Below are 12,882 nucleotides of genomic sequence, written 5' to 3' on the forward strand. Positions count from 1 at the left end.
CTGCGTCGACCCGGCCGTCGGCGACGAGACCGCCGATCGCATCGGGGCCACGGAACAGGACGTCGACGCCCCGTCCCCGGCAGCTGAGCGCCTGCCCCACCGACGGGTTGGAAGGCCTGTCGATGGGCGCGGTAGCAGATACCGAGATCCCCAGTCGCGGCCTGCCCCGGGCGGCACCGATGTCCCGGAACCTCTCGGGACCACCAGCACCCCGGGCACACCGGCCGGAAAACGGCGTCAGCGGATCAGGGCGGAAGCGGTCACTTCCAGCTCCATCAACTAGGCTGGTGCTCAGGAAACCATCAACTAAACGGGTCGTCGGACACGCACGCACGTCAATTCCGTGGCACCATTGGGGATATTGATGTCCCAGACTGATGTCCACGACGTCAGTGCGCCCAACCCCGGTCCTATCTGTCGACCCCTGGAGGAAAGAACATCGTGAGCAATCAGAACGGCCTTTTTACCGACGGCACCGAGGATTTCTCCGCCAAGGTCAATTCGATTCCGTTGAACGACGTTGATACCCGTGCCGCGGGGCAGGGTTCGGTCGGCAACCTGGTCAGCGATGCCACCGCGCAGATGTCCAGTCTGTTCCGCGCAGAGCTTGAGCTGGCCAAGACAGAGCTCGCTGGCGAGGCGAAGAAGGGCGCGATCGGCGGCGGTCTGTTCGGCGTCGCCGGCGTGATTGCGTTGTACAGCTCCTTCTTCTTTTTCTTCTTCGTCGCCGCCCTGCTGTCGATCTGGCTGGAGCCGTGGGCGTCATTCCTGATCGTGTTCCTGGTGATGGTCGTCCTCGCCGGGGCCCTGGCCCTGTTCGGCTGGCGCAAGGTGAAGAAGATCGGGGCCCCCAAGAGAACAATTGACTCCGTCAATGAGCTCAAGAGCCTGGTTCCCGGCAAGGCCACCAAGAAGCTGGAAGCCCGTGACCGGGGAATGTTCAGCTAACCCTGCCATCACCCGTTGCCGTCCCGCTGCGCCGCCAAGCTGTACCACTCGGCCCCGGGGCGGTTTTTCATAGCTCAGGAGTCCGCCCGTGCCGTTTGCCCCCGTCCGCAGTAGCCGCCTTTTCCGGAGTGACCTCTCCCCGTCAGTCGTCGCCCTGGACGGCCCGTTCCGGCACGAACACATCCACACCAGGGGAATTCGGCTCCATGCGGTAACCGCCGGCGACCCGGCGAATCCGTTGTTGCTGCTCCTGCACGGCTCCTTCGCAGGATGGTTCGATTACCGGGAGGTCATCGCGCCCCTCGCAGCCGCCGGGTACCACGTGGCGGCGGTGGACGCCCGCGGCTACGGCATGTCCGATAAGCCTCCGTCCAGTTACGGCTACGACATCCGCAATGCGGTAGGTGACGTCTCGGGGTTGATCCGGGCGCTCGGCCACGGCTCAGCGGTGGTCGTCGGCAGCGACACGGGCGGGTCTGTCGCGTGGACCCTGGCAACCAGTGAACCGGAGCGGGTCCGCGCCCTGGTGGCGGTGGCCGCAGCTCACCCGGTGGACCTGCGCCGCGCGATCGCCAGTCGCCCCTGGCTGTACCCGTGGTTGCTCACGCGCAGCCTGCTGTGCCGCCTGCCGTCCGCCGGCATCAAGCGGCTGCAGCGCTGGGCGCCAGCGATGTACCGGCGGCAACTTCGGCTGAACACCACCAGCTCCTACCACCGGAGCACGCACTTCCGGGAGGAGATCAATCTGCGGGTGACGGCCGCGGGGATCAGCAGCACCGGGCCAGCCGTCGTCCGCAACAACCGGCTGCTACTGACCTCGCTGCCCCTGGCCTGGTTGCGGGAACAGGTGGTGGCACCGACCCTCCTGCTCTACCAGGAGCACGGCGCCTGGCCGCATCTGGCCCGCCGCTCCCGCGACCGCGTGACAGCTGGAGTCACGGTCGAGCAGGTGGCGGTACCGCACGCCCGCAATCTCCCCCACCTGGAGAATCCGACGGGCTTCGTGACCACTGTCCTGGACTTCCTGGCCCGGGAGGCGTGAGAGCCCTGGACGGGGACGCCCTGCGGCGTCGTTACACATCCCCGGGTCGGGTACTCAGCGCACCACGCACGACTGGGTGTCCACTGGTTCGGTCAACTCGGTGATGTCGCCGACCTGCTCGAGCACCTCATCCGCCGTCAGCGCGTAGCCGGTGTCGGAGGAGTCCACGGAAGCGCCGAAGATCATGCCCAGCACATCCCCCTCCGCATCCGTCATCGGTCCACCGGAATTACCCTGTCGGATTGCCCCGCGGATGGTGTAGGCGTCACGTTCCACTCGGCCTTCCGCATAGATGTCCGGTCCCGCGATGGTGATCTGATCCCGGATGCGCGCCGGCGCGGCCTCGAAGGGGCTGGATTCCGGGAATCCCATGACGATGGCGTCATCGCCGGTGTCAGCGGGCTGTTCCGCCCAGTCCAGGGACGGCAGATCCAGACCCGGGCTGTGGAGCACGGCGATATCGATCTCAGGGTTGTAGTAGACCACCTCGGCCTCCCGCAGCCCCAGGACAGTGTCCAGGCGCACGCTCTCCGTGCCGGCGACCACATGAGCGTTGGTGAGCACGTAGTCGGATTCTGTGACGAAACCGGTGCCCATCAGCCGACGGCTGCAGACGCGGGCGTCACCCAGCACGTGCACCACCGACGGTCGCATCTGATCCACCAGCTCCCGATTGGCGACGTCGATCCGCGGGGCCTCCACGTCCGGGGAGGCGCTCTGCTGGAAGGGCGATCCGATCAACGGGATCTCGGAATCGTTGAGCAGCGCGGAGATCTGGGTCGGCACCTGATTCAGCTGGGACGGAGTCACCCGGTCCACGTAGCCCAGGATCGTGGAGTTGCGGATGCCGTCACCGATCGCGCCGCCGACACCGGAGGCCAGGGGCAGAGCCACCAACCAGGCAACCAGCAGCGTCACCAGGCCCTGAAACACGGCTCCGATGCCGGAATCGATCTTCATCGAGGACCGGAAACGCATCCGGTCCCGTAATGTCGTGCCGATCATTCCCCCCACCAGGTTGCCGACACCCACCAGCAGGATGATCGTGACCAGTGCCAGGAGAACGCGCAGCGGAGTTGATTCCGCCAGCTGCATCACCAGCGGGGCCAGCGCCGCACCACAGATGAGTCCGGCCACCACGCCGATGGTGCTGAGCACGGAGGAGAACGCCCCGGCGCGCCAGCCACTGAACATCGCCAAGACGACAGCGAGCACCAGAATTGCGTCGACAATCAGACTCGCAGTCACACGGTGCTCCAGTTCGGGTTCGGAAAGTGAGGGAATTTCACCTATTTAGGACTTTCATTATTGCGTGAGGAGGCCAGGGCAGTGCGCAGATCCACGGCCGTGTCGCGGTCCCAGGGTTCCTCCCAGCCAGCATGGTGCAGCACCGCGGACAACAGGCCGCCGGTGAATCCCCAGACCACATAACCGTTGACCTTGAACGCCGGACCCCGCCACGTCCCCCATTGCACCATCATGCGGTTGGCGGGGTCGATCAGCTCGAAGACCGGGACGGGGAAGACCTCATCGGCTTCCGCCGGGCTGACCACGGCTACCGGAGACGGAGAATGCCAGTGCCCGAGAATCGGATGCACGGGGTATCCGGAGGCCCGGATGTGCACCTCCTCCAGCTCCGCGACGGGAGTCAGTGTCTGGCGGTCCAACCCTGTTTCCTCCCAGGCCTCCCGCAACGCGCAGTCCACCGTGTTGCGGTCGGTGGCGTCGACGCGGCCGCCCGGGAATGCGATCTGCCCGGAGTGCGAACGCATCCTGGGCGAGCGGTGGGTCAGCAGCACCGCGGCGTCGTTGGGCAGCTCCAAGGAAGTTTCCGCCCCGGAAAAGAGCATCAGCACCGCAGCCCGGCGATTCTGGTCGACGCGGGTGGACCGGTGTAGTTCACCGGTGCGTAGACCGCTGCTGAAACGTCCGGCGTCAATGCTCTCCAGTAGCTTCCCCATCCACAGGGGGGCCTTTTCCGGGCTGAGAGCGATATTTTCTCCGGGCTGGTCGGGCTCGAATCCGCCTGGCAGGGTCACGCGACCGCCTCCGATACCGCGGCTTCCAGTTCCGCAACCGTTTTAAAGGGCTGCGGGAACATCGCCACCTGTTCACCGTCGACGACGACCAGGGTGATGGGCACGACCGCCGGCAGCCCGAGCGTCCCGGCGAAGAGATTGTCATTGTCCTGGTAGCTGGGCAGTGCCACGTCCAGGTCCTCCAGCAGGGCGATCCCGTTGTCCGGGTGGGCGTCGGCGTGAACTCCCACGACGTCATATTCCGGATGGGCGTCCGCGAACTCCTCGAGAATCGGCAGCTCGTCCCGGCACGGCCCACACCACCACGCCCAGAGGTTCACGACGCTGGCCTCCGTGCCCGCCGGCTGCGTGTCCGCGGCGGTGGCACCGTTGCCCCCGCCCAGACAGGGCAGATCCACCCCGGCGACCCCGCTCGCACGACAGTCTGGGCGGTCCGCCCCGGCCACTGGTGCAGCAGACGGTTCCGGAGCCGACTCCGGTGCCGGTGACGGCGTCGTGGAGGCAGGCGGCGAAGCAGCATCCTCGTTGACGCTGCGCAGCATCGCCGGTACGGCCAGCACCACGAGGAGGGTCACCACGACGACACCGACCGCGTACCACTTCATGCTGGATCTCATGTCTCACACTCCAGCTAAGTCCAGGAGATGCTCCCGGGTGTCGCCCTTGACCAGCTCAGCGGCCGTCATCGGATCCACGGGGCCGGCGACTCCGAAGGACGGGCAGTCCGCGGCCAGGAAGCAGGCCCCACAGGCGGCCTTCCGGCTGTGGCAGACGCGCCGTCCGTGGAAGATCATCCGGTGGGAGAACATCGTCCACTCCGGTTTCTCGATCAGGTCGGCGATGGCGAACTCCACCTTCACCGGATCGGTCTGGTCACTGAGCATCAGACGGCTGACCAGGCGGCCGAAGTGGGTGTCCACGGTGAGTCCCGGGATGTCGAAGGCATTGCCGCGGACGACGTGTGCGGTCTTCCGTCCGACTCCCGGCAGGCTCACCAGATCATCCAGCTCCCGCGGAATCTCACCGCCGAAATCCGTGACCAGCCGCTGCCCCATCGCGATCAGGTTGCGCGCCTTCGCCCGGTAGAAGCCGGTGGGACGAATGTATTCCTCCAGCTCCGCCTGGCGCGCGGTGGCGTATGCGTCGGCGGTGGGAAAGCGGGCGAACAACGCCGGCGTAACCTGGTTGACTCGCACATCAGTGCACTGGGCGGACAGGACCGTGGCCACGGTCAACTCAAGCGGGTTGGAGAAGTCCAGTTCGCAGTGGGCGTCCGGATGTCCGACGGCCAGGGTGCGGTTGATCCGGCGGGCGCGCCGTTTTCGACCGAGGTAGGTCTCTTTCCCCTTGGCGGCGAGGTGAGACCCGATCCGGGGACGGTCAGCCGGCGTGGTGCGCCGTGTGAGGGAGCCTTCGGACTGGGACATGTTCCCTACTTTAGCCAGCGGACCGGACATTTCCCGAACCCATCGCCCGGACCGACCTCAGCCAGGACCGGCATAAGCACTGTACACAGGTGTTTTTATTAGCCAGAGGCAGTTGCTACTCTGGGGGACATGTCCGCATTACTCGTGGTGCTCGTCCCGGTGATCCTCGCGGCTTTCGCCATGCAGATGGAACGCATAGAAGGCCGGGTCCTGCAGGATCGCCATACCGACATCAGCGAAAATTCTCATGCGGGGTAATGTGGGGTGCTAGTCATACTAGATCCTCGGATCGCTCCCAGTGTGATAATTCGGAACTTTAAATGATAAAGTGACCGATTCCACGGTACAGTTGGTACCAAAGACAGCTTGCAGTGCAGACGAGTTCCGACTTCCTCGAAAGCTGCGGCCACACCCGGTCGCGAGAAACAGTTAGATCGAATCCCAACGGTCGGAGATCGCATTGCACACGTACCCCAAGGAGATGCACGTGGAAGGTGTACAGGAGATTTTGTCCCGCGCTGGAATTTTCCAGGGCGTGGACGCCGGAGCCGTTGATAACCTGATCAAGGACATGGAAACTGTCCGCTTTCCTCGGGGAACAACGATCTTTGAGGAAGGTGAGCCGGGTGACCGGCTCTACATCATCACCTCCGGCAAGGTGAAGCTGGCCAGGCACGCCCCCGACGGCCGCGAAAACCTCCTGACCGTCATGGGTCCGTCCGACATGTTCGGTGAACTGTCCATCTTCGATCCGGGCCCCCGCACCTCTTCCGCCGTCTGTGTCACCGAGGTGCACGCGGCGACCATGAACTCCGAGATGCTGCGAACCTGGGTCGGCGACCACCCGGCGATCGCACAGCAGCTGCTGCGGGTGCTGGCCCGTCGTCTGCGCCGCACCAACGCCTCCCTGGCCGACCTCATCTTCACCGATGTCCCCGGCCGGGTGGCCAAGACGCTGCTGCAGTTGGCGAACCGCTTCGGCGCCCAGGAAGGCGGGGCCCTGCGCGTCAACCACGACCTCACCCAGGAAGAGATCGCGCAGCTGGTCGGCGCGTCCCGGGAAACCGTGAACAAGGCCCTGGCCACCTTCGCCCACCGCGGCTGGATCCGCCTGGAGGGCAAGTCGGTGCTGATCGTCGATACCGAGCACCTGGCCAAGCGCGCCCGCTAACATCTGGCCGCGCGCCGGAAAGCCCGACGCCGCCACCAGCCGGTCCATGGGCCGGCTGGTGGCGGCGTTTCAGCTATCCAGGGACGTGGGAGGGGCCGCATCCGGACCACCCACACCCCAGACGATGCGGAAGGTGGTTGCGGCTACTTGTCGCGGTCAGCCAGGTAGCGCAGCGCCACGCGGGTGGACTGTTCGGCTGCTCCCCGCAGCACCGGGTCCACGTCGTCGTACATCTGGTTGACCAGGTCCCCGACCTCGATGTCCCGGCCCCGTTCGGCCCAGATCTCCCGGATCTGCTTCAGCCGGTACTCCCGGCGCTCAATGTACTTGCGGGCGAAGGCGGCCACGTCCTTTCCTTCGGGCCCGTGTCCGGGGAGCAGCGGGATGTCCCGGCCGCGCTCCTCCAAGAGCTGCAGGGTGGCGAGATAATCAGCCAGATCACCATCCGTTTCGGAGATCATGGTGGTGTGTCGACCGGCGATGGTGTCACCGGTGACGATGCCCTCCAGGACGGAGTTGTGGGGCTCGCCGCCCCAGATGAAGAAGCTGGTGCTGTCCGCGGTGTGGCCGGGGGTGTGCACCACCTCGATCTGCGGCGTGACGCCATCCAGGTTAATGATCTCCCCGTGCCGCAGCTTCGCGCCCCCCGCCTCGCAGTAACGGGCGTCGAAGGCGCGGACCGGTGCGCCCGTCAACTGACGGAAGCGGGAAGCGCCATCAGCGTGATCGTGATGGCGGTGCGTCAGCAGCGTCAGACCGACTTCCTGGGCCTTGGAGTGCAGGACATTGAGATGCCCCTCATCCTCCGGGCCCGGATCAATGACGATGCTCTTCTCGTCCTCCGGTGCCCGGATGACCCAGGAGTTGGTCCCCTCCAGGGAGCCGTAGCCGGGGTTGGGGCACAGAACTACTGACGCGGATTCAGTCACCGGCCGAAGCTGGCTGTAAGCAGGATGCTCCATGCATTCCACTCTAGCCGCCGCAACCGATTACGCAGAACTGGAATCCCTAAGCGGAGATCTCGACGACCAGCTCCACCTCAACAGGGGAATTCAGCGGCAGTTCCGCCACTCCAACGGCGGATCGGGCATGCGCCCCCGCCTCCCCGAATACCTCGGCCATGAGGTTGGAGGCTCCGTTGATCACGCCGGGCTGCCCACCGAAGCCGTCTGCGGAAGCGACAAAACCCACGATCTTGAGCACCCGGGTGACCTTGTCGATGCCGACCAGCGCATTCACGGCAGCGAGCGCATTGAGCGCCGCAGTGCGCGCGAACTCCTGTGCGGCGGCCTCGTCCACTTCCGCACCGACCTTGCCGGTGGCGGGCAGCTGCCCCCCGGTGAACGGCAGCTGCCCGGAGGTCCACACCTGGTTACCCACCTGCACGGCAGGCACGTAAGCGGCCACCGGCGCGGCAACCTCCGGCAGGGTGATACCCAGTTCCCGGAGCCGGTCGCTGACCTTGGTCATTACTGAGCCTCCCGCTTGAGGTAGGCGACGGTGTTGTCCGGGTTAGGCCCCGGGACGACGGCGACCAGCTCCCAGCCGTCCTCTCCCCAGGTGTCCAGAATCTGCTTGGTGGCGTGCGACAACAGCGGCACGGTGGCGTATTCCCATTTAGTCATGGAACCCACACTACGTGGCGAGTCACGCCCCGTCAGCCGCACATCCCCACCTGCTGCGCCCGCCGGCGGGAAGGCAGTCAGATGCCGCTGAGCTCTCCACCGGCGGCCAGGTAGCTGGCCCAGTTCTCCACCTCGGGGTTCTTACGCAGTAGCGCGCGCCGTTGACGTTCCGTGAGTCCACCCCACACCCCGAATTCGACGCGGTTATCCAGTGCGTCGGCCCGGCAGTGTTCGAGAACCGGGCAGTGCCGGCAGATGGCTGCGGCCTTCCGCTGCTCTGCGCCGCGGACGAACAAGGCGTCCGGGTCACCTTCGCGGCATTTCGCTTTGGTAACCCATTCTCCGCGATCGACGTTTCCGCCCGCTAATCCGGGACACTCATCGCCGTTTCGCACGAGGGAATCATGCCGTTGGTCACGTTTGAGCGACATTGTCATCTCTACCTCCGTCGTGTGGAACGTAATCAGTAACTTTCCCTTTATGAATATGAGTGTATTCACAGGATTAACACGATGTCGAGGACGTCACACAAAAAGGGGGAATGCCGGGTTCCCCTGCGCGAGAGGTTCTGCGTAGGGTAAAAGGGTGCCAGTCTCAACTTCGCTCAGAAATGTGCTGGCCGCGACCCTTGCCGCGGCCCTCGTCGGTGCTTTGGCCCTCGCCCCGCTTGCGGGGGTTTCGGGGGTGGCGATCGCCCGTACCAACGAGACCATGCAGTCGAACCTCTCAGACATGACCGAGGGGGCGACCCCGACGATCACGACGATGACCGACGCCGAGGGCACTCCCATGGCGTGGGTCTTCGAACAGCGTCGGGTGCCGGTCTCCGGCGAGGAGATCTCCCAACCGATGAAGGACGCGATAGTCGCCATCGAGGACCGCCGCTTTTATGAGCACGAGGGCGTGGACCTGCAGGGCACCGCCCGCGCTGCGGTGACAAACCTGGTTTCCGGTGGGGTGGCCCAGGGCGCCTCCACCCTCAACCAGCAGTACGTCAAGAACTATCTGCTGCTGGTGGATGCCGATACCGAAGAAGAGCAGGCCGCGGCAATCGAGACTTCGATCCCCCGCAAACTGCGTGAGATGCGCATGGCGTCCGAGCTGGACAAGCTGCTGAGCAAGGATGAGATTCTGACCCGGTATCTGAACCTGGTCCCCTTCGGCAACGGTGCCTTCGGCATCGAGGTTGCAGCCCAGACCTACTTCGGTATCCCGGCTTCGGAACTGAGCGTGCCGCAGGCCGCAATGCTCGCGGGCATCCCCCAATCTTCCTCGGCCCTGAACCCGTACACCAACGAAGAAGGGGTCACCGTCCGCCGCAACGACGTCCTGCAGTCCATGGCTGAGACAGGCGTCATCAGCCAGGCGGATGCGGACGCCTACAAGAATGAGCCGCTGGGGGTCCTGGAATCCCCCAATACGCTGCCCAACGGCTGCATCGGCGCCGACGACCGGGGATTCTTCTGCGATTACGCGCTGACCTACCTTGATTCCAAGGGGGTGCCCCGCGAGGAGTTGGCTCGGGGCGGATACACCATCCAGACCACCCTGGACCCTCAGGTCCAGGATGCCGCCCACGAGACGATAGCCGCGAACGTCAACCCGGACACCCCGGGAGTGGCCGGGGTGGTCAATGTCGTGGAACCGGGGCAGAACTCCCGTGACATTCTCGCGATGACCTCCTCCCGGGACTACGGCCTGGATCTGGAGGCCGGGGAGACGATGCTCCCCCAGCCGACCTCCCTGATCGGCAACGGCGCCGGTTCCGTGTTCAAGATCTTCACCGCCGCCGCAGCCATCGAACAGGGCATGGGTCTGGAGACCACACTGAACGTACCCACCCGCTACGAGGCGCGGGGCATGGGCTCCGGCGGCGCCGACAACTGCCCGGCCAACACCTACTGCGTGGAGAACGCCGGCAGTTATCAGCCCCAGATGACACTGACTGAGGCACTGGCGCACTCCCCCAACACCACCTTCGTGGAGATGATTGAGCGGGTCGGGGTCGCCCCGGTCGTGGACATGTCCGTCAAGCTCGGGCTGCGCACCTACGAGGAACCCGGCAGCTACAACGACGACTACTCCATCGCCGACTACATGAAGGAGGCGAACCTGGGGTCCTACACCCTGGGGCCGACGGCCGTGAACCCGCTCGAGCTCTCCAACGTCGGTGCCACGCTGGCTTCCTCTGGCCGGTGGTGCGAGCCGAACCCGATCGATTCGATCACCAACCGCGACGGCGAAGAGGTGCACCTGGAACGCCCCGACTGCGAGCAGGTCATTGACGAAAGTACCGCCGACACCCTGTCCCTCGGCATGAGCCAGGACGCCCGGATCGGTACGGCCCAGGCTGCCGCACAGTCCGCCGGGTGGACCTCTCCGGTGGCGGCCAAGACCGGCACCACGGAGTCCCACCAGTCCTCCGCGTTCCTCGGTTTCAACTCGAACTTCGCCGCCGCCCCCTACATCTACAATGACGGCACCAACACGATGCCGCTGTGCACCTCTCCGGTGCAGCAGTGTGCCAGCGGTGGCCTTTACGGAGGGCTGGAGCCCGCCCGAACCTGGTTCGGCATCGCCAACCAGGTCCCGGAAGCCACGTCCGGCACTCTGCCGGAGCGCAGCGCCGGCATGGCCGGCGAGCCCGGTGTCGCTTCCGACGCCTCGGCCGTGACTCCGGCGCCGGGCGGCGGTGGGGCGGGTGACGACGCCCCGCCCGCCGGCCCCGGCGGTGGTGGTAACGGTGGAGCGGACGGCGACGCTCCTGCGCCACCGCCCGCTCCGGTCCTCCCGGACGTGACCCAGGAAGACATTGACAACTTCACCCGCGACCTCAGAGACGCCTTCGGCATCTGACGTGTCGCCGGTCTGCGGAACTACTAGGCCTGCAATTCGGCCTTGACCTGCGCTGAAAGCCGCTTGCCGTCGACCCGGCCAGCGGCTTTTTCCGTGGCCAGCTTCATGACCTGGCCCATCTGCTTCATGGTCACCGGCTCCCCCTCGTCTGCGGCGACCTCGGCGATGGCCACCTTGACCAGGTCAGCGACCCCGGCGTCATCCAGCTGCTTCGGCTGATAGGCAGTCAGGACCTCCACCTCAGCCAGCTCAGCGTCGGCCAACTCCGGGCGGTCATTCTCCCGGTAAACCTCAGCGGATTCGCGGCGCTTCTTGATCTCCCGGGCGATGACCTTCAGGACGTCATCATCAGTCAGTTCGTGCTTGGTTCCAGTGGTTTCCTCTGCCTGGATCGCAGCCAACAGCATGCGGATGGTGCCGGTGCGTTCCTTCTCTCGGGCCTTCATGGCGGTCTTCAGGTCATCACGGATCTGGGTCTTCAGCTCACTCATGCTTGCCCACGATACTCCGCAGGTAGTCTTGATGAGTGCACTCTATGACGAAGCGAATCTTGACCACGTCCGCCGCAGCGCTGGGCCTGGGAGCAGTCGGCGGTACCGCACTGGCAGCCTGGGGTCACAGCGAACTGAACCGCTTCGAGCTGAAGGACCTCACCGTCGAACTGCTCGCCCCCGGCACACTGCGCGGCGTCCCGGAGTTCCGGATCCTCCATGTTTCGGATCTGCATATGATCCCGCAGCAGCGGACCAAGCAGGCGTGGGTGTCAGCTCTCGACGTGTTGAACCCGGACCTGGTGATCAACACCGGTGACAACCTCTCCGATGAACACGCCGTACCGGATGTCCTGCGCGCCCTCGGCCCCCTGCTCGACCGGCCGGGGCTGTTCGTCTTCGGCACCAATGACTACTTCGCCCCGAGGTTCTCCAACCCGTTGTCTTATATGTTCAAGAAGAAGCGCACTCCCAGCACCGTGGAGTTGCCCTGGCAGGGGATGCGTGCCGCCTTCCTCGAACGTGGCTGGCTCGACGCCAACCAGGCACGCCACGAATTCCAGGTGGGCCCGGTGCGCATTGCCGCCGCCGGCGTCGATGACCCACACCACGACCTGGATGACTACGAAGAGATCGCCGGTGCCCCGAATGTGGACTCCGACCTGTCTCTGGCGCTGCTGCACTCTCCCGAACCCCGCGTGCTCTCCCGGTTCGCCGCAGACGGTTACCAACTCTCCCTCTCGGGCCACACGCACGGCGGGCAGATCTGTCTGCCGAATGGCTCACCGATCGTGACCAACTCCGGCATCGACCGTGAGCGAGCCTCCGGGCTCCACGATTTCCACGGGATGAAGATGCACGTGTCCAACGGCCTGGGAACCTCCAAGTTCGCCCCGGTCCGCCTCTGGTGCCGCCCCTCCGCCACCCTGCTCCGAATCACTGAGCGGCCGGAGTAACGGGAGTTTTCCGAACTGACCTGCTGTTTTGTTTCCTGAGGAGGTTGTCGGCTACAGTAGTGCAAGTGCCACGGGATATGGCGCAGCTTGGTAGCGCGCCTCGTTCGGGACGAGGAGGTCGCAGGTTCAAATCCTGTTATCCCGACCACGGAAATACCCTCCGACTCAGGTTTGAGTCGGAGGGTATTTCGCTTTGCCCGCCCGGGACTCCGGAAACTACGGGCGCCGGGAAATCGGCCGCCGAGAGGGTTCATTCTCAACAAAGCTCCGGATGCGGCTCAGCTGGGGCAGACTGAACCGTCATTGAGACTGACCACACGTCATCCC

14 protein-coding genes and 1 tRNA gene are annotated in these 12,882 nt (G+C 65.2%); 6 read left to right on the forward strand and 9 right to left on the reverse strand.

What is annotated here, in order from left to right; all coding sequences use genetic code 11:
- Positions 1 to 441: 441 nt before the first annotated feature.
- Together ACQCVD_RS06435 and ACQCVD_RS06440 are read left to right on the forward strand one after the other, a co-directional pair.
- Positions 442 to 948: a phage holin family protein gene (locus tag ACQCVD_RS06435; protein WP_426822900.1), complete on the forward strand. Its 507-nt coding sequence runs from the start codon at positions 442 to 444 to the stop codon at positions 946 to 948.
- Positions 949 to 1,036: 88 nt separating this feature from the next.
- Positions 1,037 to 1,990: an alpha/beta fold hydrolase gene (locus tag ACQCVD_RS06440; protein ID WP_426822901.1), complete on the forward strand. Its 954-nt coding sequence runs from the start codon at positions 1,037 to 1,039 to the stop codon at positions 1,988 to 1,990.
- 54 nt (positions 1,991 to 2,044) lie between these two features.
- On the opposite strand, the gene ACQCVD_RS06445 is transcribed toward ACQCVD_RS06440, so the two are convergent.
- From ACQCVD_RS06445 to nth, 4 genes are all read right to left on the reverse strand, one after another.
- Positions 2,045 to 3,238, reverse strand: coding sequence for a MarP family serine protease (locus ACQCVD_RS06445; protein WP_426822902.1), 1,194 nt, complete (start codon positions 3,236 to 3,238; stop codon positions 2,045 to 2,047).
- 41 nt (positions 3,239 to 3,279) lie between these two features.
- A complete protein-coding gene (locus tag ACQCVD_RS06450) occupies positions 3,280 to 3,951 on the reverse strand; it encodes an NUDIX hydrolase (protein ID WP_426823063.1) in 672 nt (223 codons plus the stop codon).
- Positions 3,952 to 4,025: 74 nt separating this feature from the next.
- Positions 4,026 to 4,646, reverse strand: a complete 621-nt coding sequence (locus ACQCVD_RS06455) for a thioredoxin domain-containing protein (protein ID WP_426822903.1) — start codon at positions 4,644 to 4,646, stop codon at positions 4,026 to 4,028.
- Positions 4,647 to 4,649: 3 nt separating this feature from the next.
- Positions 4,650 to 5,456 carry an endonuclease III gene (gene nth / locus ACQCVD_RS06460; RefSeq protein ID WP_426822904.1) on the reverse strand — a complete coding sequence of 269 codons (807 nt, stop codon included), beginning with the start codon at positions 5,454 to 5,456 and terminating at the stop codon, positions 4,650 to 4,652.
- 487 nt (positions 5,457 to 5,943) lie between these two features.
- On the opposite strand from nth, the gene glxR reads away from it, so the two are divergent.
- Positions 5,944 to 6,627 (forward strand): CRP-like cAMP-activated global transcriptional regulator GlxR, encoded by a 684-nt coding sequence (gene glxR, locus ACQCVD_RS06465; protein WP_426822905.1) that lies wholly within the window; start codon positions 5,944 to 5,946, stop codon positions 6,625 to 6,627.
- 143 nt (positions 6,628 to 6,770) lie between these two features.
- Here the strand turns inward: glxR and ACQCVD_RS06470 are convergent, their stop codons facing one another.
- The 4 genes from ACQCVD_RS06470 to ACQCVD_RS06485 all read right to left on the reverse strand — a co-directional run bounded on the left by ACQCVD_RS06470 (position 6,771) and on the right by ACQCVD_RS06485 (position 8,689).
- Positions 6,771 to 7,589 (reverse strand): MBL fold metallo-hydrolase, encoded by an 819-nt coding sequence (locus ACQCVD_RS06470; RefSeq protein WP_426822906.1) that lies wholly within the window; start codon positions 7,587 to 7,589, stop codon positions 6,771 to 6,773.
- Between the two features lie 46 nt (positions 7,590 to 7,635).
- The gene (locus ACQCVD_RS06475; protein ID WP_426822907.1) at positions 7,636 to 8,097 is read right to left on the reverse strand and encodes a RidA family protein; all 462 of its coding nucleotides are present in this window, start codon (positions 8,095 to 8,097) and stop codon (positions 7,636 to 7,638) included.
- Complete coding sequence (locus ACQCVD_RS06480) at positions 8,097 to 8,252, reverse strand: hypothetical protein (protein WP_426822908.1); 156 nt, start codon at positions 8,250 to 8,252, stop codon at positions 8,097 to 8,099. The genes ACQCVD_RS06475 and ACQCVD_RS06480 overlap by 1 nt, the downstream gene beginning before the upstream one ends.
- A 77-nt stretch (positions 8,253 to 8,329) precedes the next feature.
- Complete coding sequence (locus tag ACQCVD_RS06485; protein ID WP_426822909.1) at positions 8,330 to 8,689, reverse strand: WhiB family transcriptional regulator; 360 nt, start codon at positions 8,687 to 8,689, stop codon at positions 8,330 to 8,332.
- Positions 8,690 to 8,837: 148 nt separating this feature from the next.
- On the opposite strand from ACQCVD_RS06485, the gene ACQCVD_RS06490 reads away from it, so the two are divergent.
- Entirely contained in the window at positions 8,838 to 11,108 is a 2,271-nt protein-coding gene (locus tag ACQCVD_RS06490; RefSeq protein ID WP_426822910.1) for a transglycosylase domain-containing protein, read from the forward strand.
- Between the two features lie 23 nt (positions 11,109 to 11,131).
- Here the strand turns inward: ACQCVD_RS06490 and ACQCVD_RS06495 are convergent, their stop codons facing one another.
- Positions 11,132 to 11,599, reverse strand: coding sequence for a GatB/YqeY domain-containing protein (locus tag ACQCVD_RS06495; protein WP_426822911.1), 468 nt, complete (start codon positions 11,597 to 11,599; stop codon positions 11,132 to 11,134).
- Between the two features lie 44 nt (positions 11,600 to 11,643).
- Here ACQCVD_RS06495 and ACQCVD_RS06500 point away from each other — a divergent pair, with 44 nt between their 5' ends.
- Positions 11,644 to 12,555, forward strand: coding sequence for a metallophosphoesterase (locus tag ACQCVD_RS06500; protein WP_426822912.1), 912 nt, complete (start codon positions 11,644 to 11,646; stop codon positions 12,553 to 12,555).
- Positions 12,556 to 12,626: 71 nt separating this feature from the next.
- Positions 12,627 to 12,703 (forward strand) — tRNA-Pro (locus ACQCVD_RS06505).
- Positions 12,704 to 12,882: the final 179 nt, after the last annotated feature.

This window comes from Corynebacterium halotolerans (assembly GCF_050107895.1).
In the GTDB taxonomy this organism is placed as follows: domain Bacteria; phylum Actinomycetota; class Actinomycetes; order Mycobacteriales; family Mycobacteriaceae; genus Corynebacterium; species Corynebacterium halotolerans_B.